The sequence below is a fragment of the Acidobacteriota bacterium genome, from assembly GCA_029861955.1.
Classification (GTDB): Bacteria; Acidobacteriota; Polarisedimenticolia; order Polarisedimenticolales; family Polarisedimenticolaceae; genus JAOTYK01.
The window spans coordinates 98,887-118,478 of the sequence record JAOTYK010000012.1; the positions used below are offsets into that span (position 1 = coordinate 98,887).

A 19,592-nucleotide genomic window follows, 5' to 3' on the forward strand; every position below is an offset into this window, starting at 1 on the left:
GACGAACTCGAGAACCCATGAAACCGGAATCCTTTCGTACCCCCCGTCGACGACTCCTGAGCGATCGCATCGCCCGTGGGCTTGTCTCGGGGGGCGGAATGGCCACGATCGCCGGAATCCTCGGGATCCTGTTTTTCATCTTCATAGAGATCCTCCCGCTCTTCGGCTCTGCCGACGTAGCGCTCACGGCACGCTTTCCCCTGGATGGCGAAGAGCCGGGCGCGGTTGTCGTGGACGAGCATCGCACGCACGCCGCGACCTTCGCGGCCGACGGGCAGATCGTCGTTCGCTCGCTTGCGACCGGCGACGTGACCCATCGCCTGGACTCCGGTATCGACCCCACCCTGGGGCCCTGGAAACGGATCCAGCAGATCCCCGGTGAGCCGCGGGTCGCCATCGAAACCGCCGGCGGCGACCTGTTCGCGTTGACGATGGACTGGACGATCGAGTTCGACGAAGCGACCCGCGTCATCACGCCCGATCTTTCCCGGGCCGTCCCCTTCGATTTCTTCGATGAGGAGACGGCTCGAATCCCCCTTCAACAATTCAGCCTGGCCTTCGACGACGACGGCGCCATCGCCGGTGCCGCCATCACCGAAGACGGTCGGTTGCTCTTCGCCCGGCAGTCGATCGAAGAGGACTTCATGTCCGGCGAGGAGACGACCGTCTGGGAGCGGACCTGGCGGGAGGCACCCGGCGATGTCTCCTCTCTTCTGCTGGATCGACAGCACACGAACATCTTCGCCGGAACCGAGAGCGGAGCTGTGATCTGGTGGGTCATCGACGACGGTGAGCCCCAGGAGCCACGAACCGCCGAGAACGAGGCGCCGATCACCGCCATGACGTTTCTCATCGGCGATCAGTCGCTGATCACCGGGGACGTCACCGGGCGCCTCGGTGTCTGGTTTCCCGTTCCTTCGGAGGGCGGTGGCGACCGGCTGGGGCGGATCCGTGGTTCTACCCAACAGAAGGCCCCTATTGTCGGCCTGAGCCCGTCACCGCGGGACAAGGGTGTGTTGTCGGTGGACGCCTCCGGCGGCATGGCCCTCTACTACTCGACGTCGAATCGATTGCTGTGGAGTGGCAACTCCCCGGTCGGGGCCAGCTCGGTGTTGTACTACGCGCCGAAGGCCAACGGCGCGATCGTGGCGGGTGCCGATGAGTTGGCACTCCTCGACATCGACAATCCCCATCCTGAGATCGGCTGGAACGCACTCTTCGGTCGCGTCTGGTACGAGGGGTACGACCAACCCGAGCGGGTCTGGCAGTCCACCGGCGGCACCGACGTCTTCGAACCGAAGCTTAGCCTGACACCGTTGATCGTCGGAACGTTCAAGGGAACGTTCTACTCCCTGATCCTTGCGATCCCGCTGGCCGTCCTTGGCGCCATGTACACCTCGCAATTCATGCATCCCCGCCTGAGGAGGACCGTCAAGCCGACCGTGGAACTGATGGCGGCCCTGCCGAGTGTGGTTCTTGGATTTCTGGCGGGCCTGTGGCTCGCGCCCCGACTCGAGATGGTTCTCCCGGCTCTGGTGGCGATGCTCGTCATCGTGCCCGCGTTCGTTCTCCTCGCCGGCGTCGGCTGGCGCAGCCTGCCGAATGGCTACCGGCATCGGTTTCCCGACGGTTTCGAGGCTCTGCTTCAACTGTTCGTCATCGCAATAGCGATGTTCGTCGCGTTTCGACTGAACGGCGTCTTCGAGGCACAGGTCTTCGCCGGCGATGTCCGCCAATGGCTGTTCGATACCACCGGGCTACGGTATGACCAACGAAACGCGATCGTCGTCGGCCTGGCGATGGGCTTCGCGGTGATCCCCATCATCTTCTCGATCGCCGAGGACGCGTTCAGCAACGTCCCGCAGAACCTGGTCTCCGGATCGTTGGCGCTGGGAGCCAATCGCTGGCAGACCGTCACGCGGGTCGTGCTCCCGACCGCCAGCCCCGGCATCTTCTCGGCGATCATGATCGGCTTCGGTCGGGCCATCGGAGAGACGATGATCGTCCTGATGGCCACCGGCAATACGCCCCTGATGGACTGGAGCCCCTTCAATGGCTTCCGGACGCTGTCGGCGAACATCGCGGTCGAAATCCCCGAGGCACCGCACAGCGGCACCCTCTATCGCGTGCTGTTCCTGGCGGCCGCGCTGTTGTTCGTCTTCACCTTCGTCGCCAACACCGGAGCCGAGCTGATTCGTCAGCGGCTACGAAAACGCTACGCGCAGCTCTAGATGGTACTCAAAGCAAACAAACCGAAACGACGGTCGGCGCAAGACCGTTTGTCCGATGCGGCGACCTCCCTGTGCAGCGCGGCCCTCGCGATGAACCTCTTGATGGTCATCGCGCTGCTGGCGGTCCTCGGCTACAACGGATTGTCCTATTTCTGGCAGCGGCCGCTGGTCGAGATGCATCTTGCCGGCAGCGAGGTCGTCCTCGGCGAGATCCACGAACGCAAGCCGACCGTCGACGCGGAGGCCCATCGCGTCCGAATCAAGACGGGTAATCGCGACGTGACGGGAAGCGACTTCCGCTGGATCGACGAACGGGACATCGAGAGCAAGTCGCGGCCGGAGTCGGCCATGGTCTTCGAGCGCATGGAGTACGGCAACTTCTACGGCACGATCGACTCGCTGCACCGTGAGGACGAGACGTTGGTTCATGGCGACCAGGCCTGGCCCGCGCTGCAGCGGATGCTCAAACAGAAGCGGGGCGAAAAGAAATCAATCCATCGACTCGAGAAGCGCGAGATGGGTAAGCTCAACCATCGAATCGAGAGGCTTCGGATCGGGATTCTGCGCTCCGACGACCCCGGTCTGCGGGAGCAGAAGCGTGTCCTCGAGGCCGAATTCGAAGAACTCTCGCAACAGCTCTTCTCGCTGCGTGACACGTACGCCGCCGAGTACCTGGTCATGAAGACCGGCGACGGCATCGACCACCGCGTACCCGTCGGGGACATTGTCCGGGCGATTCCCGCAAACCGTCAGTCGGTCCTGGACAAGGCTGGCCTGTACGTCTCGCGTGTGGTCGAGTTTGTTGTCGACGATCCGCGGGAGTCCAACACCGAGGGCGGAATCTTCCCTGCCCTTTTCGGCACCGTGATGATGGTCTTCATCATGTCCTTCGCGGTCGCGCCGCTGGGAGTGCTCGCCGCGCTCTACCTGCGGGAGTATGCGAAACAGGGCCTCCTCGTACGCATCGTCCGCGTGGCGGTCAACAACCTCGCCGGTGTCCCGTCCATCGTCTACGGAGTCTTCGGTCTGGGCTTCTTCGTCTACTTCATCGGCGACGGGATTGACCGGATGTTCTTCTCGGAGGTTCTCCCGACGCCGACCTGGGGTACCGGCGGCATCCTCTGGGGCAGCCTGACGCTGGCGCTCCTCACCGTTCCCGTCGTCATTGTCGCGACGGAGGAGGGACTGGCCGCCGTCCCACGGATCGTCCGCGAAGGGTCGCTGGCCCTGGGCGCAACGAAGTTCGAGACGACGTGGCGTGTGGTCTTGCCCGCATCCGCGCCGGGGATTCTGACCGGAATGATTCTCGCGATGTCGCGAGCTGCCGGCGAGGTCGCACCGCTAATGATCGTCGGCATGGTGAAGCTGGCGCCGAGCCTACCGATCGACGGGAATTACCCGTTCGTCCATCTCGAACGGAAATTCATGCATCTCGGCTTCCATATCTACGACGTCGGCTTCCAGAGCCCCAATGTCGAGGCAGCGAAGCCCCTGGTCTTCGCAACGGCTCTTCTTCTTATTGTGGTGGTAACCTTCATGAATCTCGGAGCGATCGCGGTACGAAACCGCCTGCGCCGCAAGTATGCAACGAGTGCCGTGTAACCATGAGCGAGGCAGTCCAGATGATCCGCGAGTCCTCTCCCATCCGGCCCGAGATAGAGAACCCCCTGATCGAGGTCTCCGATCTGTCGCTGTGGTACGGCGACAATCAGGCGCTGTTCGACGTCTCCATCGAGATCCCCGAGAATCAGATCACGGCGTTTATCGGACCCTCGGGCTGCGGTAAGTCGACGCTCCTGCGTTGCTTCAACCGGTTGAACGATCTTGTCGACAGTGTTCGCGTCGACGGGGATATCCGTTTCGAGAAGGAATCGATCTTCGACGCAAACCAGGATGTCAACGCGCTCCGCAAACGGGTCGGGATGGTGTTCCAGAAGTCCAATCCGTTCCCGAAGACGATCTACGAGAATGTCGCCTACGGAGCCCGGATCCACGGCGTCCGCGATCGCAGTCGTCTGGACGAGATCGTCGAGAACTCACTGGTCGGCGCGGCCCTCTGGGACGAGGTCAAGGATCGACTGAACGACTCTGCGCTGGGACTCTCCGGCGGCCAGCAACAACGCCTCTGCATCGCACGGACCATCGCCATCGAGCCGGACGTCGTGCTTCTGGACGAACCCTGTTCCGCACTTGACCCCATCGCCACCGCCAAGATCGAGCAGCTGATGGTCGAGCTGAAGGAGCGCTACACGCTGGTGATCGTCACGCACAACATGCAGCAGGCGTCGAGGATATCGGACCTGACCGCATTCATGTACATGGGCAAGTTGATCGAATACCAGTCCACGGACAAACTGTTCATCGACCCCCTCGAGAAGCAGACCGAGGACTACATCACCGGTCGCTTCGGCTAACCGACGGACGGAGACGACACGATGGAACCGGCACACGGCAACTTCCACGAGCTTCTCGATTCGCTTCGCGAGCTCTTGCTTCGCCTCGGCGGACTCACCGAGGATGCCATCGGAAAGTCCGTCCGCGCGTTGGTGCAGAGAGACTCCGACCTGGCGCGGGAGGTGATCGAGAGTGATAACGAGATTGACTCGGTCGAACTGGAGATCGATCGGCTTGTGATGGAACTCCTCGCCCTGAATCAGCCGATGGCCAAGGACCTGCGATTCGTCACGACCGCCATGAAGATTGCCCCCGACCTCGAGCGAATCGCGGACCACGCCGTCAACATCAGCGAGAGAGCTCTGGAGTTGAACGGTGAACCACCGCTCCAGGCGGCCGTCGATCTGTCGGCAATGGCACATCACGCGCAGCACATGGTGCGAGGCGCGCTCGATGCCTTCGTTCGATCCGACTCGGAGGCCGCTCAGGCGATCATCCATACCGATGACGTCCTCGATCGACAGATGGAGCAGACGTTTCGTATCCTGCTATCCCACATGATCGAGAACCCACGGACCATCTCGCGAGCGCTGCGGCTGACCTTCGTCGCCAAGTACTTCGAGCGCATCGGCGATCAGGCCACCAATATCTGCGAACAGGTCGTGTTCATGGCGGACGCGCGGGTCATCAAGCACGGGCACGGCTCATGACACGGGTCCTCCTGATCGAGGATGATCCGGACATCGCGTTGATTGTCCGGCACGCCCTCGAGAGGAGCGCCGAATTCAGCGTCGAGCATGTCGCCAATGGCGAGACGGGACTGGAACGAGCGACGTTGGATCCGCCGGACCTGGTCTTTCTGGACCTGAACCTGCCAGGCATGGACGGGATCGATGTCTGCAAGTCCCTGCGTACCAACGATCAGACGCGAGATACTCCGATCATCATGCTGACCGCACGAACCGCCGAGAGCGATGTGATCCGCGGGCTGGATGACGGTGCCGACGACTACATCACGAAGCCGTTCTCGGTCCGCGAGGTCGTCGCCCGGTCCCAGGCCCTCCTGCGTCGTGCCGGCGGACGCCAACCCACCGAGGAGCAACTGACCGCGCGTGGGCTCGTTCTCGATCTCGCCCGTCGGGAGGTTCACGCCGGCGGCGACGAAGTCACGCTGACCCGCAAGGAGTTCGACCTTCTGGCAGAACTCCTCAGGACTCGTGGGCGTGTCTTGACCCGCGAGCGACTCCTGGAGAAAGTCTGGGGCTACGACAACGTCGGAACGACACGAACGGTCGATGTTCACATCCGACAACTCCGCCGCAAACTCGGCGACGAGGCCGCCGGAGGAATCGATACTGTCGTGGGTGTGGGATATCGCTTTGTCGAGATGGACGATTGATCTCGGGCTGGACCTTCGCGCTGGCCCTCCTCGTCGTGGCGGGGTTGGCCTACGGGTTCGGCGTGTCACGACATCGACGACTGCGACAGCGTTTGGTCACGGCGCTCGAGCTGTCGCAGGAAGTTTCCGACGAGCGTCAGCAGCAGCTTCTTCGTGACAACGACCTCTTCGCCTCCATCATCCGCGGGATGAACGAGGGTGTGATCCTGGTGGATGCCGATCGTCGGGTGCGGCTGGTCAATCGCCGCTGTCGCGAGATCCTCGGCATCGATTTCGATCCCGCCAATTGCCTGCTGTCCGAGATCGCCCGCTACCCCGAGCTGAATACGGCCGTTGACAGAATGCTCGCCGGTGACGAGGCATCGCAGAATGTTGCCCTTCGGCTCTACCCGACCGGCGGAGCCTTCGATGTACGGAGCTATCGGTTGTCCCGGGGAGAGGTGCTGTTGCTCCTGTTCGACATCTCGCAACTGGAGCGATTGGAATCCGTGCGCAGAGAGTTCGTCGCCAACGTCTCCCATGAGTTGCGCACACCGCTCACGGCGGTTCAGGCGTCGGTCGAGTCTCTCGAGGAGATGGAATCAACGACGGCGGAGCAACGGCCGTTCCTGGACATCGCCGCACGCAACAGCGCCCACATGGGGCTCCTCGTCTCGGATCTGACCGACCTCTCGGTCATCGAGACCGGAGCCGTCTCGCTTGAAATCCAGTCTCTTGACCTCTTCACCGTCGCGTCGGCGGTCGCCGAGCGGCTAGGAACCGTAGCCCGCGATGCCCAGATCGACGTGCGCGTCGAGAGCGGCGGTCCGGTTCCGATCGACGCCGACCGCCGACGTCTTGAGCAGATCCTGACCAATCTCCTGGACAACGCACTCAAGTTCACGCCAGGCGGTGGACGTGTGACACTCCAGTGTTTCATTGAAGGCGACGAGGGTGTCTTCTCGATCACGGACACCGGCGAGGGCATCCCGTTCGACTCGCAGGAACAGATCTTCCACCGTTTCTTTCAGGTCCGTAAGGAACGGTCACGCACCGTGCGTGGTACCGGACTGGGCCTCGCCATCGTCAAGCACCTGATGCGACTCCACAACGGCCAGGTCCAGCTCACATCGGTCGTCGGCGAAGGCACGACTTTTACCTTACGTTTCCCCCGCGCTGGCACTCGAAAGCCGGATGCGGGACAATGACCCATGCGCCTGTCTTGCGTCATTCTTCTCGCCCTGTTCGTCTCCGTTACAGGCGCCGAGCCTGAACCGACTGCCCCTGCCCCCATCACCGTCTGGCTCGTCGACGGCTCCACCCTGGCCGGCGTCGACCTGATCCGCGCCAACGACCGTCTGCTCCTGAAACTGAGCGACGGAACCGTCGTCCTCCTCCCGGACCCCCTCGTCCAACGGATCGGTTTGTCGTTATCCGGAATCCCCGCCCCACCAATCCCCGAAGAGGACCCACCGAAGCCCGACGCACGGGGCTTCACCGTCCGCGCCCCGCAACAACTGGCGGGTTCGCAGGAACCCATCGACTTCGTCACCACCGAGGAGGCCCTGGCCGCGATCCCCCGCCGCGGCCTCGACTTTCCCACGCCCCCCATCGACCCCGCCTGGGCGCCGACCTCCGGCTGGTGGCAAGGCAGCATCTTCGACCCCGCCGATCGGGTCAGCACCTGGGCCAACGGCGTCCTCGATCCCAGTTGGCAATCCACCCACAGCGTCGGCCTCCACTCCGAACCGGTCGGCTTTCGCCCCAGCCATTGGCAGGCCTCGATCATCGATCCCTTCTGGTATCCCACCGACGCCTTCAAGGCACCGCTTGTCGAGTCGCGTTGACGGGAACAGAACCCCTCCGTCGGCTGGCGCGGCGGCCGCGAGGCCTCCTGCGGGGTTCTGTTCCCGTCAACGCTCACGGTTGCGGTAGCGCGTAACGCCGCCCGGAAACCAACACCGGTAATCGATGCGGAGGGGGGACGCCCCCTGGGGGAGCGACATCGGAGTCCGAGCGTCTGCGCGAGGAGGACGCGGAGCCCCCCAGGGGGCGTCCCCCCGATACACCGTTACGAAGTGCCGGTTTCCGAGTCCGGGTCTTCCCGCTCCCGAAACTCGAGCGAGGCGGAGTTGATGCAGAAGCGCTTGCCGGTAGGGGCTGGGCCGTCGTCGAAGACATGACCGAGATGGGCGTCGCAGTGGTTGCAACGGGCCTCGGTGCGCAGCATGCCGTGGCTGGCGTCGCTGTGGGTCTCGACGGGAGAGTTTGTCACGGACTCGTAGAAGCTTGGCCATCCGCTGCCGGAGTCGTACTTGGTGCGGGAGTCGAAGAGACGCTCGCCACAGCAGACGCAGTGGTAGTGGCCGTCGCCCTTGTGGTCCCAGAAGCAACCGCTGAAGGCCGGCTCGGTTCCGGACTGGCGGGTGATGCGGTACTGGTCGTCGGTCAGTTTGCCGCGGAGATCGACGTCGGTGGGTGGGGTCTTGTTGCTCATGGGTCGCTCCCTGGGAGGTCCGTGGCCCGGGTTGGGAAGTTAGGGTAACCTGCCGCGTCGCGTCGCGGCAGGAGGATTGGCGTCATCGAAGAGAACCAGCAGATACCGCCCACATATTCCGATGAAATGGTACGCGTCCTCGATCTGGATGGGCGACGGATCGTCCTGGTCGGGACGGCCCATGTTTCCCGGGAGTCCACCGAGCTGGTTCGCAAGGTGATCGATGCCGAGCGGCCGGATCGAGTCTGTGTCGAGTTGGACGAGCAGCGGTATCAGGCCCTCTCCAAACGGAAGAAGTGGGAGAGCCTCGACCTCAAGCAGCTGATCCGTCAGAAGCAGATGTCGACGCTACTGGTCAACCTGCTCCTGGCGTCGTTTCAAAAGAAGCTCGGCGACGAGCTGGGTGTCCCGCCGGGAACCGAGTTGCTCGAGGCGACCGTCGCGGCGGACGAGCAGGAGATCCCCGTCACCCTGGCCGATCGCCCCGTCCGCATTACGTTGCTACGCGCCTGGCGCTCGATGGGATTCTGGCAACGCACCCGTCTCTCGGCCGAGCTCCTGGCGTCGGTCTTTTCGGACGCGGAGTTGTCGGAAGAGGATCTGCGGCGTCTCAAGAGCCGCGACATGCTGAACGAATTGATGTCCGAGATGGCGGGTCAGCTACCGACTCTCAAGCGGGTCCTGATCGACGAGCGCGACCTCTATCTGGCCGATCGAATCCGGGACTCCGAGGGACAGACCGTCGTCGCCATCGTCGGCGCGGGTCATCTGGAAGGGATCGTCCAGACGCTCCACGACAAACCGGACGTCGATCTGGAAGAGATCTCGAAGATCCCCGCTCCCAGTCCGTGGGGTCGCGTCATCGCGTGGGGCATCCCCACGCTGATCGTCGCGGCGATCATCACGATCGGTGTCACGAAGGGCTCGAGCGTCGCGGGCCAGAACCTGGGTTACTGGGTGCTGGCCAACGGCATTCCTTCGGCGCTAGGGGCTCTTCTGGCGCTGGCCCACCCGTTCACCATCATCGCGGCGTTTCTCGCCGCACCGCTGACCAGTCTCAACCCGGCCATCGGTGCCGGCTATGTGACGGGTCTGGTACAGACGTGGGTCTCGCCCCCACAGGTGAAGGACTTTCAGACGGTCGTGGACGACGCGTCGCGGTTCTCCATGTGGTGGAAGAACCGCGTGTTACGCGTCATCCTGGCGACCATCCTGCCGATGTTCGGAAGTGTCCTCGGCACCTTCGTCGGTGGCTGGCATATCTTCCAGAACCTCTTCGGTGGTTCCTGAGACCTAGCTCCTGGCCAGATCCAGCAGGAACGCCCAACGGAACGCGATCTCTTTGTAACGCTCGTCGCGGGCCGACGCGCCACCGTGACCGGCTTCCATGTTGGTCTTCATCATCAGTCGGTTGTCGTCGGATTTCAGTTTACGGAGTCGCGCGACCCACTTGGCCGGCTCCCAGTACTGGACCTGCGAGTCGTGCAGACCGGTGGTCACGAGCATGTGGGGGTAGGCACTCTCGGCGACGTTGTCATACGGCGAGTAGGAAAGGATGTAGTCGTAGTACGCCTTGTCGTTGGGGTTCCCCCACTCGTCGTACTCGCTCGTGGTCAGCGGAATCGAATCGTCGAGCATGGTCGTGACGACATCGACGAAGGGCACCGCCGCGATGACACCGTCGAACAGGTCCCCTCGCATGTTGACCACGGCTCCCATCAGCAGTCCACCGGCGCTACCGCCGTAGGCGTAGATGTGTGCCGGGTCCGCATACTTCTCGGTCTTCAGGTATTCGGCTACATCGATGAAGTCGGTGAAGGTGTTCTTCTTGTGGAACAGCTTGCCGTTCTCGTACCACTGGCGACCCAGCTCCTCGCCACCACGGACGTGAGCGATCGCGTAGATGAACCCACGCTCCAACAGGCTGAGTCGCGAGGCACTGAACGTCGCGTCGATCGTGTTGCCGTACGAGCCGTACCCGTAGAGCAGCAGCGCCGAGCTGCCGTCGAGCTTGGTGTCCTTGTGGAAGACGATCGACACCGGGACTTTGACACCATCCTGCGCGGTCGCCCAGCGTCGTTGCGTCACGTAGTCATCGGAGTCGTAGCCACCGAGGACCTCGTCCTGTTTCAACAGCGTCTTCTCTCGGCTGACCATGTCATAGTCGTAGACCGAGTTCGGCACCGTCATCGACGTATAGCCGTAGCGAAGCGTGGACGTCTCGAAGGAGCGGTTGCCCGTCGTGTAGGCCAGGTAGGCCTCCTGACCGAAATCCAGGTAGTGCTCGTCGCTGCCGTCCCACGGACGGATGCGCAACTGCACCAAACCCTCTTGCCTCTCGGCGACGACCAGGAAGTCGGAGAAGATCTCGAAGTCCTCGAGGAGGACGTCATCACGATGCGGCAGGACCTCGGTCCAGTTCTTGAGGGCGGTCGCATCGGTTGAGGTCTTCATCAGGCGGAAGTTTTTTGCCCCGTGATTGGTCCGGATGTAGAACGAGTCGCCGTAGTGATCGATACCGTACTCGTGGTTTCGCTCACGCGGAAGGAAGACGGAGAACTCTCCAGTCGGGTTGGTCGCATCGACGAATCGGTACTCCGACGACAGGGTCTGCTGCGACACGATCATCATGTAGCGTTTGGACTTCGTCTTGAAGACGTAGCTACCGAACGTGTCATCGTCTTCCTGATAGACCAGAACATCGTCAGCGGCGGGTGTTCCAAGCGTATGACGGTAGATCTGGAACGAACGAAGCGTCTGCAGGTCCTTGCGGCCGTAGAACAGCGTCTTGCCATCCTCGGCCCAGGACACGTTCGAACTGGCGTCCTCGATGACGTCGCTGAACTCCTCGCCCGTCTCGAGGTTTCGGAAATGAATGTCATAGATTCGCCGCCCCACGCGATCGATCGCGTAAGCCAGCAGCTTTCCGTCGGACGTCACCTGGACCCCACTGACGCCCAGGTAGTCGTCCTGGGCCACGACGAACTCGTTCACGTCGAGGACGATCTCTTCGTCCGCTTCCAGAGAGCCCTGCTTACGACAGTAGATCGGGTAGTCCTTGCCGTCTTCGTAGCGACGATAAGAGAAGTAGCCGTTCTCGAGGACCGGCACGGAGCTGTCGTCCTGCTTGATGCGACCCTTGATCTCATCGAACAGCGTCTCGCGGAGCGACTCGGTGTGGGCCGTCATCGATTCCGTGTAGGCGTTCTCGGCTTCGAGGTAGGAGATGACTTCCGGGTCCTCGCGGTCGTTCATCCAGTAGTACTCGTCCTGGCGGACGTCCCCGTGGATCTCGAGCTCTTTCGCGATCTCCGTCGCCACCGGCGGCTCCAGCCCCTCGGGCGGCGCGCCCCACGAAACTCCCTTGTCCTTTTGCTCACACGACACGGCTAAAACTCCCAACATGATGAAGGTCAAGATAAGACCGATGGGTTGGCGGACTCTATTCATGGCTCGTTCCTCCCGGATTTCCCAAGGTGTCACGTCTCTAGATTGTTAATTGATTGTCGCTTCCCCGGACGGGGCGAACGAAAGGTTGGTAGCGGGGGCAGGATTTGAACCTGCGACCTTTGGGTTATGAGCCCAACGAGCTACCGGACTGCTCCACCCCGCGTCAAGTTGTTGCTGGTTCCCGTGCGACTGGCGTACGGGAAGCGGGAGTATAGCAGATCCCCAACGGCCATCAAGGGTTCCCACGGAGTGCTGACGGACCCAGCGGGCGTGCTGCGGTAGGGGCATGATCCGTCCCACTACGCGCGGCCCGCGGTAGCAGAAACTGGACCTCGCCGTCGCGCCCGTAACCCAGCCGTTCGCGGGCGATCCGCTCGCGGGCCGAGGGCTCGTTCTGCAGCCTCTGGATATCCCGGGCGAGGGTCGCGTTCCGCACCTCCTGCCGATCCAGTTCGCCCTGAACGTTTCGACAGGCACGTCGGAGGCGACCCAGCTCGAGGTAACCGTCGTCCCCGAAGATCGCGGACAACGACCCCGCAAGGAACAGCCCGACGAGCGCCATCGGAATCAGGCGGCGATTGAATCGCGCCGGTGGGGCGTTCTTTTGTTCGTCGTCTCTTGTACTCATGCGATCACGGTTCTAACGTCGCTTCCAGTTGAAATTCGGGAACACCGAGGCCGCCGGATAACGTGCGTCGTCCCCCAACTCCTCCTCGATGCGAATGAGTTGGTTGTACTTGGCGGTCCGCTCGCCGCGGGCCGGCGCGCCGGTCTTGATCTGTCCGAGATTGAGAGCGACCGCCAGGTCGGCGATCGTGCTGTCCTCGGTCTCGCCGCTACGGTGGGAGACGACGCAGGTATAACTAGCCCGCAACGCGCGATGAATCGTGTTCAACGTCTCCGTGACCGTACCGATCTGATTCAGCTTGATCAGGATGCTGTTGGCGACGCCCTTGCGAATCCCCTCGGCGAGAATGGTCTCGTTGGTGACGAAGAGGTCGTCGCCGACGATCTGAACGTGATCACCGATCGCGTCGGTCAGCAGCTTCCAGCCCTTCCAGTCCCCCTCCGCCATCCCATCTTCGATGGAGGCGATCGGGTAACGTCGGGCCCACGACTCGTAGATCTTGACCAGCTCCTCGCGACTCTTGTTCGGCTTCTTCTCGGCGGCCAGCGTGTACCGCCCCCGTGCGTAGAGTTCGGACGCCGCAACGTCCAGCGCCAGCACGACATCCTTACCGGTCTTGTAGCCGGCCTTCTGAATGGCCTGACAGAGCACCTCCAGTGCCTGCTCGTTACTCTTCAGGTTGGGCGCGAAACCGCCCTCGTCGCCGACGGCCGTGCTGAGACCGGCCTTCTTCAACACCGCCTTGAGCGCGTGGTAGATCTCCACACCGCAACGCAACGCCTCGCAGAATGTGGAAGCGCCCACGGGAACGACCATGAACTCCTGCACATCGACGTTGTTGTCGGCATGAGCGCCGCCGTTCAGCACGTTCATCATCGGAACCGGAAGGTCCCGCGCGTGACAGCCACCCAGGTAGCGATAGAGCGGCGTACCCGTAGAATCCGCTGCGGCGTGAGCCACGGCCATCGACACGCCGAGTGTCGCGTTGGCACCCAGCTTCGACTTGTTCTCCGTGCCGTCCAACTCGAGCATCGTGGAATCGATGAACACCTGATGGTGAACCTCGAGACCGACGAGGGCCGGCGCGATCGTGTCGTGGATGTGACGGATGGCTTTCTGGACGCCCTTGCCTCCGTAACGTTTCTTCGTGCGGTCACGAAGTTCGAGGGCTTCTCTGACACCCGTCGATGCGCCCGAGGGGACCATCGCGCGTCCGACAACGCCACTATCGAGGACGACATCGACCTCTACGGTGGGGTTACCGCGGGAGTCCAGGACCTCCCGGGCGACAATGTCGTGGATCCTTCCGCTCTCTCTTTGCATGGCTGGAATCCGGCTCTATTAAGTCGACAAAGTCCCCTGCGATGATAACGCACACGTCGTCGGCCCTCAACAAGGAACATCCGTGTTTTCAGTCAGATAGAGACTGTTCGCCCTACGTTCGTCTCTTGCTAAACTGACGACCCCGAAGGAGACACCGTGACGACAAACCCATCCGCCTTCCGATTGATCCTCACGACGGCCGGAACGGCCACGCAGGCCCGAGATCTCGCGCGGACCCTCGTCACCGCGAAGGTCGCGGCGTGTGTCAACGTGCTCCCGGGAATGTGCTCCCACTACCACTGGCAGGGTGAACTTCAGGAAGAGGCCGAGGTGCTGCTGTTGATCAAGACGACCGCGGACAACGTGGACGAGGTTCAGCGGCTGCTGACCGAGCACCACACCTACGACCTGCCGGAGTTTCTGGTGGTCCACATCGACGACGGCGAGCCTCGTTACCTGTCATGGCTTGCGGAGCAGTGCTCCAGCGGGCCGGCGAGCTAGCGTCGGCGCTTGGAGCCGAGCGCCCGATCCAGATCGTCCAGCAGATCGTCCACATCCTCGACGCCGACGGAGATCCGGCAGAGCCCGTCCGTCACACCTATCCGCTTGCGATCGGCGGCGGGAACCGCTCCGTGGGTCATCGAAGCCGGATGAGAGACCAGGGACTCGACGCCACCGAGACTCTCGGCCAACGCGCAGAGTTGCAGTCGATCGAGGAACTTCTTGGCGCGGGCCTGGGTCTTCAGGTCGAACGAGATCATGCCGCCGAAGCCCTTCATCTGCCGACGGGCCAGGCGATGCTGGGGATGATGCTTCAGGCCGGGATAGACCACATGCTCGATCCGCGGGTCGGCATCCATCCACGCGGAGATCTTGCGTGCGCTGGCCTCGTGTCGCTCCATCCGCAGCGAGAGGGTCTTGATCCCGCGAAGGATCAGGAAGCTGTCCATTGGTGAGAGGATGGCGCCGATGCTGTTCTGCAGCCAGCTCAGCCGTTCGGCGTCCTTCTTGTCGGTGCTGATGACGGCACCGCCGATGCTGTCGCTGTGGCCGTTGAGAAACTTGGTCGTGGAATGGACCACGATGTCCGCGCCGAGGTCCAACGGCCGCTGCAACATCGGGCTCATGAACGTGTTGTCCACGACGAAGCGCAGGCGATGCTTGCGCGAGATCGCGGCGGCCCGCCTGAGGTCCGTCAACTCCAGGGTCGGGTTGGTGGGTGTCTCGACGTACAGCATCTTGGTGTTGGGCTGCAGCGCACCCTCGATGGCCTTCAGGTCCCGCGTATCGACCCACGTGAAGTCCAGACCGAACTGCCGCAGCAGCCCCTCGAACAGTCGATACGTTCCGCCGTAGACATTCCGCGAGACGATGACATGATCGCCGGACTCCAGGAGTTGCAGGACGGCGTGGATCGCGGACATGCCCGACGCGAAGCAGCGGGCCTCGAGACCGCCCTCGAGGACGGCCAGGTTTCGCTCGAGCGCGCTACGGGTCGGGTTGATCGTCCGCGCGTAGTCGAACGGCCACCCCTCGTTGAATCCGGGCTGCCGATAGGTGGACGTCAGGTAGACCGGTTGCATGACCGCGCCGGTCAGCGGATCGGGCTCCTGTCCGCCGTGGACCACCTGGGTCGACGGTCGCTGGTCGTTCTTCTTGTTGCCGCGTCCCTTCGACCTTGCCATGACTTCAATCTCCTTGGGGGTGTCCACTAGAGATACCGGTCTCCCGGCACCTCCGCAAGGGTCCGAAATCTATCGATGAGACTCGAGCGTCAATCGAAACTGCGCAGCCTGATAGGCGCGGTCATTGACGTCGTCGAAGACCAGTCGGTAGGTGCGGGCCCTCCCCGGCTTCAGCCCCCGTAGGCGGCTGCCACCCGTCGCCGCGCCCAGGAGATGCTGTTCCCCGTCGAACAGGGCCACCACCAGACCGATCCGTGTCGTGGCGTCGGAGGTGTTGGAGACAAGGATGTCCACCGCGATCTCGCCACCGACCCGGGAATGGGAGCCACCGACGGTGGCCGGAAGCCGGAAGCGCAGCTGATCGATTCGGATTCCGTTGCCATCGGTCTCGCGGATCTCGATGGGATCACGATGATCGAACGGGCCTGTGAGATGGAGTGGGTCGGCCGCGGCCGTGCAAAGCACAACCAGCGATGTCGCGATCAGAACCGAAAGGAAGCGACACATCGAGACTCCTTACAGCGGCGACCGTGTCCAGTGGCCGCTTCGGCCGCCGCTCTTCTCTAGTAGGTGCACGCCGCCGATCTCGACCCCGCGATCCACCGCCTTCGTCATGTCGTAGATCGCAAGACAGGCCGCACTCACCGCGACAAGGGCCTCCATCTCCACACCGGTCGTCCAGTCCGCGCTGGCACGGCCGGTCACGACCACGGCAGAGGTGTCGGCATCCAGAACGAAGTCGACGACGACCTCGTTCAGCGGGATGCTGTGGCACAACGGCACCCAGTCGGACGTTCGCTTGGCCGCCTGGATCCCCGCAAGTCGGGCCACGGCCAGGGCGTCCCCCTTGGCCAGCCGATTCTCCTCGAGCTGCCGAAACGCCTCGGCGGACATGGAGACCCGACCCTCGGCGATCGCCACTCGACGGGTCACCGGCTTATCGCCGACGTCCACCATGCGGGCTCGCCCGTCCTTGTCCACGTGGGTCAGTTTCTCATCCACCGGATCGCCACCTATACTGTCCGCCTTGCCCCGAACACTGAGGATACACCAGATGAATCCAGCTATCGCCGCAACGGAGCCGCGCTCCCTCTGGAGCCACTTCGCCACTATCCTGACGTTACCTCGACCCTCGAAGCATGAGGAACGCATCGTCCGTTGGATCCGCGACTGGTCCGCCGACCACGGCTTCGAATGCAAGAGCGATGAGACCGGTAACCTGGTCGTGCGCGTCCCCGGAAGCCCCGGACACGAGGACGCCCCGACGGTCATCCTGCAGTCCCATCTCGACATGGTGTGTGAGAAGAACGGCGACACCGGTCATGATTTTCACAAGGACCCGATCCCGGCCATCATCGATGGCGACTGGGTCGTCACCGAGGGAACGACACTCGGCGCGGACAACGGTATCGGCGTGGCCGCGTCCATGGCCGCCGCCGTCGACGAGACCGTGGTCCACGGACCGCTGGAGCTGCTGTTTACCGTCGACGAGGAGACGGGGCTGACCGGTGCCGCCGGGCTCGACGGTTCGCTGCTATCCGGCCGTCTTCTGCTCAACCTGGACTCCGAGGATGAAGGGATCCTCTACATCGGCTGCGCCGGCGGCGCGGATAGCCTGTTACAGAGCGACTCGGAGCGGGTTGCACCGGCTGACGACGACGTGACCATCACGGTCGACGTGCGGGGGCTTCGCGGTGGCCACTCGGGAATGGATATCTGCGACAACCGTGGTAACGCGATCATCCTGTTGAGCCGCAGCCTGCGCAGCCTCGATGAGGCCGAGATTCCCTGGGCGCTACACACGCTGACCGGTGGCGGCCTGAGCAATGCCATCCCCCGCGAGGCCAGCGCCGCCATCGCCGTCCATCGCGACCGGGCGGCCGATGCGATCCGCTGCATGGAGGCCGCCGCCGTCGCCCTGCGCGAGCAGTACGCGGGTCCCGAGAAGGACTGGTCCGTCATCTGCAGCGGCGCCAGCGCCTGCACCCATCCCGATGTTTTGACCGACGCCGATCGTCGACGCCTGATGTCGTTGCTGCTTGCACTCCCCAACGGGGTCCTGGCCATGAGCCGTGAGATCCCCGGACTCGTGGAGACCTCCAACAACGTCGCCATCGTGCGGGTCGAGGGCCCGCAGATGGAGGCCGTCGCCAGTTCACGCAGCAGCCTCGAGTCGGCTCGGGACGGTGTCCTGCAACAGATCGCCTCCTGTGCGGATCTGGCGGGGTTCGGCGTCGCGCTGACCGACTCCTATCCCGGTTGGCAGCCGGACCTGGATTCTCAGGCGCTTGCAGTCTTGCGGGATGTCTACACGGAGTTGTCCAACGGGGACACGCCCGCCGTCACCGCGGTCCACGCCGGTCTCGAGTGTGGACTCCTGGCGGAGCGGATCCCGGGTGTGGCGATGGTCTCCTTCGGGCCGACCATCCGACATGCACACTCCCCGGACGAGCGGGTCTCGATCCCCTCGGTGGCACGCTTCTGGGAGGCTCTCCGTCGCGCGTTGCATCGCTTCGGAAAGACGGAGAGCTAGGTGACCTGCTGCCAGTCCTGAGGGTGATTGACGTTCAGCAGGATATCGTCGCGCTGAGGTTGTAGCGTCGAGATCGCGATCCGCTGGACTTCCAGTTCACGAAGGATCGAGCGCACCTTGTAGCGCGTCTCGTCCACCGCCGCCTGCACGATCGCCGCCGCATCCCGACGCCAGATCGCCACCAGGGGATGATCCCGCCCCTTCTGATCCGTCGGGAACACGACACTGGCGTCCGGCCGTGCCTGCTCCAGCAAGCGATCGAGGAACGCCCCATCGACCCGAGGGTAGTCGCAGGCCAGTACAAGCAGGTCCGACTGACCGCTGACATCGAAGCACGCGGCAATCCCCGCCAGCGGTCCACATCCCGCCGGCCCCTCATCGGGAACCGTCGTGAACGTCGCGGCGACTTCCTGACCGGCCTGCACCGAGACGAGGACATCCTGACAACGCGGCCAGAGCGTCTCCGCCGAACGTTGCGTCAGGGTGCGACCGTCGAGGATCAGATCCGCCTTCGGCTGACCGAGCCGTTCCCCACGCCCACCTGCCAGAACTACGCCGATCATGGAGTCATTATAGACTCGTGGGATGCCGACCCTACTGCTGCTCACCAGGCGACCTCGCCCCGGTCGCGTGAAGACGCGTCTGATCCCGCCGCTGACTCCGTCACAGGCGACGACGCTCTACGGTGCCTTCCTCGCAGACCAGGTGCTCCGCTTGCGCAGATTGAGTGACGTCGCTCGCCCCGAGGTGTGCTCCGACGTCCCCGTGGCCTACGACGACATGGACTGCACGCTGCAGGGCGAGGGCGATCTGGGCACCCGACTGGCCCGTGCGTTCGAGCGACTGCACGACGCAGGACGGGGTCCGGTCGTCGCGATCGCCACCGACGCGCCGACCCTTGCCGACGAGACGATCCGCCGGGCATTTCACACGCTCGACGGCGGGGACGACGGCGTCGTCGCCGCGGCCGAGGACGGCGGCTATGTCCTCCTGGGCACACGACGCCATCTCCCCGAGCTGTTCGTCGGTATCCCCTGGGGCGGCGACCGTGTCTTCGCGGAGACGAGGGATCGTCTGATCTCCTCCCGGCTCACTCACACGATCCTGCCCACCGGTTTCGACGTCGATGACGTCGAGGGACTGCGTCGCCTCCACGCGGCGCTCCGGCACCCCGAAATCTCGGAGCGCGCACCGGCGACGACTCAGGTCGTGCGAGGATTCCCGGACGAGTGGTTTCGCTAGACGGCCAAAGAGTGCCCGTGGTATAGTTTTCCGGCAAGCAGTCGGAGGTTTTCACCCTCGCTGCATGACCCCCACTTCATCATCTCAATTGATTCCTTCGTAACTCACGTCTAGACCCATCGGCGAATCTTTTCGCCGGGCGTAGCTGGAGCCGAAATGGCTGAAGAGAAGAGCGGTACCCGTCGTCCTCGACGTGCAAGCAAGACCACGACGAAGAAGCGCAGCCCCCGT

General features: G+C 63.3%; 19 protein-coding genes and 1 tRNA gene. 11 read left to right on the forward strand and 9 right to left on the reverse strand.

Translation table 11 applies throughout. From position 1 onward, the window contains the following. Positions 1–17 precede the first annotated feature (17 nt). From OES25_07910 to OES25_07940, 7 genes are read left to right on the forward strand one after another with little or no spacing between them, the layout of a single operon-like run. Positions 18–2,231: an ABC transporter permease subunit gene (locus OES25_07910; GenBank protein ID MDH3627567.1), complete on the forward strand. Its 2,214-nt coding sequence runs from the start codon at positions 18–20 to the stop codon at positions 2,229–2,231. After that, the gene (pstA, locus tag OES25_07915) at positions 2,232–3,833 is read left to right on the forward strand and encodes a phosphate ABC transporter permease PstA (protein ID MDH3627568.1); all 1,602 of its coding nucleotides are present in this window, start codon (positions 2,232–2,234) and stop codon (positions 3,831–3,833) included. 20 nt (positions 3,834–3,853) lie between these two features. Further along, the gene (pstB, locus tag OES25_07920; protein MDH3627569.1) at positions 3,854–4,645 is read left to right on the forward strand and encodes a phosphate ABC transporter ATP-binding protein PstB; all 792 of its coding nucleotides are present in this window, start codon (positions 3,854–3,856) and stop codon (positions 4,643–4,645) included. 21 nt (positions 4,646–4,666) lie between these two features. Beyond that, a complete protein-coding gene (gene phoU, locus OES25_07925; protein ID MDH3627570.1) occupies positions 4,667–5,335 on the forward strand; it encodes a phosphate signaling complex protein PhoU in 669 nt (222 codons plus the stop codon). Beyond that, positions 5,332–6,024: a response regulator transcription factor gene (locus OES25_07930; GenBank protein ID MDH3627571.1), complete on the forward strand. Its 693-nt coding sequence runs from the start codon at positions 5,332–5,334 to the stop codon at positions 6,022–6,024. Before phoU ends, OES25_07930 begins: the two co-directional genes overlap by 4 nt. Then, positions 6,021–7,211 (forward strand): ATP-binding protein, encoded by a 1,191-nt coding sequence (locus OES25_07935; GenBank protein ID MDH3627572.1) that lies wholly within the window; start codon positions 6,021–6,023, stop codon positions 7,209–7,211. The genes OES25_07930 and OES25_07935 overlap by 4 nt, the downstream gene beginning before the upstream one ends. 3 nt (positions 7,212–7,214) lie before the next feature. After that, a complete protein-coding gene (locus OES25_07940) occupies positions 7,215–7,850 on the forward strand; it encodes a hypothetical protein (GenBank protein ID MDH3627573.1) in 636 nt (211 codons plus the stop codon). Positions 7,851–8,074: 224 nt separating this feature from the next. On the opposite strand, the gene msrB is transcribed toward OES25_07940, so the two are convergent. Further along, positions 8,075–8,500 carry a peptide-methionine (R)-S-oxide reductase MsrB gene (msrB, locus tag OES25_07945; protein ID MDH3627574.1) on the reverse strand — a complete coding sequence of 142 codons (426 nt, stop codon included), beginning with the start codon at positions 8,498–8,500 and terminating at the stop codon, positions 8,075–8,077. Between the two features lie 126 nt (positions 8,501–8,626). Here msrB and OES25_07950 point away from each other — a divergent pair, with 126 nt between their 5' ends. Further along, positions 8,627–9,790 carry a TraB/GumN family protein gene (locus OES25_07950; protein ID MDH3627575.1) on the forward strand — a complete coding sequence of 388 codons (1,164 nt, stop codon included), beginning with the start codon at positions 8,627–8,629 and terminating at the stop codon, positions 9,788–9,790. A 3-nt stretch (positions 9,791–9,793) separates the two neighbouring features. Here the strand turns inward: OES25_07950 and OES25_07955 are convergent, their stop codons facing one another. The 4 genes from OES25_07955 to eno form a co-directional block, all read right to left on the reverse strand. Continuing rightward, the gene (locus OES25_07955; GenBank protein MDH3627576.1) at positions 9,794–11,950 is read right to left on the reverse strand and encodes a S9 family peptidase; all 2,157 of its coding nucleotides are present in this window, start codon (positions 11,948–11,950) and stop codon (positions 9,794–9,796) included. 86 nt (positions 11,951–12,036) lie between these two features. Continuing rightward, positions 12,037–12,113, reverse strand: a tRNA-Met gene (locus OES25_07960). 69 nt (positions 12,114–12,182) lie between these two features. Further along, positions 12,183–12,578, reverse strand: a complete 396-nt coding sequence (locus OES25_07965) for a septum formation initiator family protein (GenBank protein MDH3627577.1) — start codon at positions 12,576–12,578, stop codon at positions 12,183–12,185. A gap of 12 nt (positions 12,579–12,590) precedes the next feature. After that, entirely contained in the window at positions 12,591–13,901 is a 1,311-nt protein-coding gene (gene eno, locus OES25_07970; GenBank protein ID MDH3627578.1) for a phosphopyruvate hydratase, read from the reverse strand. Between the two features lie 156 nt (positions 13,902–14,057). On the opposite strand from eno, the gene OES25_07975 reads away from it, so the two are divergent. Then, complete coding sequence (locus tag OES25_07975; GenBank protein MDH3627579.1) at positions 14,058–14,402, forward strand: divalent-cation tolerance protein CutA; 345 nt, start codon at positions 14,058–14,060, stop codon at positions 14,400–14,402. On the opposite strand, the gene OES25_07980 is transcribed toward OES25_07975, so the two are convergent. The 3 genes from OES25_07980 to moaC all read right to left on the reverse strand — a co-directional run bounded on the left by OES25_07980 (position 14,399) and on the right by moaC (position 16,588). Beyond that, positions 14,399–15,586 (reverse strand): PLP-dependent aspartate aminotransferase family protein, encoded by a 1,188-nt coding sequence (locus OES25_07980; GenBank protein ID MDH3627580.1) that lies wholly within the window; start codon positions 15,584–15,586, stop codon positions 14,399–14,401. The genes OES25_07975 and OES25_07980 overlap by 4 nt on opposite strands. Before the next feature lie 69 nt (positions 15,587–15,655). Then, positions 15,656–16,093, reverse strand: a complete 438-nt coding sequence (locus tag OES25_07985; GenBank protein ID MDH3627581.1) for a hypothetical protein — start codon at positions 16,091–16,093, stop codon at positions 15,656–15,658. 9 nt (positions 16,094–16,102) lie between these two features. Further along, a complete protein-coding gene (gene moaC, locus OES25_07990; protein MDH3627582.1) occupies positions 16,103–16,588 on the reverse strand; it encodes a cyclic pyranopterin monophosphate synthase MoaC in 486 nt (161 codons plus the stop codon). A gap of 52 nt (positions 16,589–16,640) precedes the next feature. On the opposite strand from moaC, the gene pepD reads away from it, so the two are divergent. Further along, the gene (gene pepD / locus OES25_07995; GenBank protein MDH3627583.1) at positions 16,641–18,119 is read left to right on the forward strand and encodes a beta-Ala-His dipeptidase; all 1,479 of its coding nucleotides are present in this window, start codon (positions 16,641–16,643) and stop codon (positions 18,117–18,119) included. Here the strand turns inward: pepD and OES25_08000 are convergent. After that, positions 18,116–18,682 (reverse strand): molybdenum cofactor guanylyltransferase, encoded by a 567-nt coding sequence (locus OES25_08000; protein MDH3627584.1) that lies wholly within the window; start codon positions 18,680–18,682, stop codon positions 18,116–18,118. The two genes, pepD and OES25_08000, sit on opposite strands and share 4 nt — an antisense overlap. 22 nt (positions 18,683–18,704) lie before the next feature. On the opposite strand from OES25_08000, the gene OES25_08005 reads away from it, so the two are divergent. Then, on the forward strand, positions 18,705–19,361 hold the full coding sequence (locus tag OES25_08005; protein ID MDH3627585.1) for a TIGR04282 family arsenosugar biosynthesis glycosyltransferase: 657 nt from the start codon (positions 18,705–18,707) through the stop codon (positions 19,359–19,361). Positions 19,362–19,592 lie beyond the last annotated feature (231 nt).

Excerpts from the sequence above, each read along its gene's own strand:
- pstB (MDH3627569.1), top strand. The coding sequence starts at position 3,854 with ATGATCCGCGAGTCCTCTCCCATCCGGCCCGAGATAGAGAACCCCCTG.
- OES25_07910 (MDH3627567.1), top strand. The coding sequence starts at position 18 with ATGAAACCGGAATCCTTTCGTACCCCCCGTCGACGACTCCTGAGCGAT.
- OES25_07940 (MDH3627573.1), top strand. The coding sequence starts at position 7,215 with ATGCGCCTGTCTTGCGTCATTCTTCTCGCCCTGTTCGTCTCCGTTACA.
- pepD (MDH3627583.1), top strand. The coding sequence starts at position 16,641 with ATGAATCCAGCTATCGCCGCAACGGAGCCGCGCTCCCTCTGGAGCCAC.
- OES25_07950 (MDH3627575.1), top strand. The coding sequence starts at position 8,627 with ATGGTACGCGTCCTCGATCTGGATGGGCGACGGATCGTCCTGGTCGGG.
- OES25_07965 (MDH3627577.1), bottom strand. The coding sequence starts at position 12,578 with ATGAGTACAAGAGACGACGAACAAAAGAACGCCCCACCGGCGCGATTC.
- OES25_07985 (MDH3627581.1), bottom strand. The coding sequence starts at position 16,093 with ATGTGTCGCTTCCTTTCGGTTCTGATCGCGACATCGCTGGTTGTGCTT.
- OES25_07980 (MDH3627580.1), bottom strand. The coding sequence starts at position 15,586 with ATGGCAAGGTCGAAGGGACGCGGCAACAAGAAGAACGACCAGCGACCG.
- pstA (MDH3627568.1), top strand. The coding sequence starts at position 2,232 with ATGGTACTCAAAGCAAACAAACCGAAACGACGGTCGGCGCAAGACCGT.
- OES25_07955 (MDH3627576.1), bottom strand. The coding sequence starts at position 11,950 with ATGAATAGAGTCCGCCAACCCATCGGTCTTATCTTGACCTTCATCATG.
- phoU (MDH3627570.1), top strand. The coding sequence starts at position 4,667 with ATGGAACCGGCACACGGCAACTTCCACGAGCTTCTCGATTCGCTTCGC.
- OES25_08005 (MDH3627585.1), top strand. The coding sequence starts at position 18,705 with ATGCCGACCCTACTGCTGCTCACCAGGCGACCTCGCCCCGGTCGCGTG.
- OES25_08000 (MDH3627584.1), bottom strand. The coding sequence starts at position 18,682 with ATGATCGGCGTAGTTCTGGCAGGTGGGCGTGGGGAACGGCTCGGTCAG.
- OES25_07930 (MDH3627571.1), top strand. The coding sequence starts at position 5,332 with ATGACACGGGTCCTCCTGATCGAGGATGATCCGGACATCGCGTTGATT.
- eno (MDH3627578.1), bottom strand. The coding sequence starts at position 13,901 with ATGCAAAGAGAGAGCGGAAGGATCCACGACATTGTCGCCCGGGAGGTC.
- msrB (MDH3627574.1), bottom strand. The coding sequence starts at position 8,500 with ATGAGCAACAAGACCCCACCCACCGACGTCGATCTCCGCGGCAAACTG.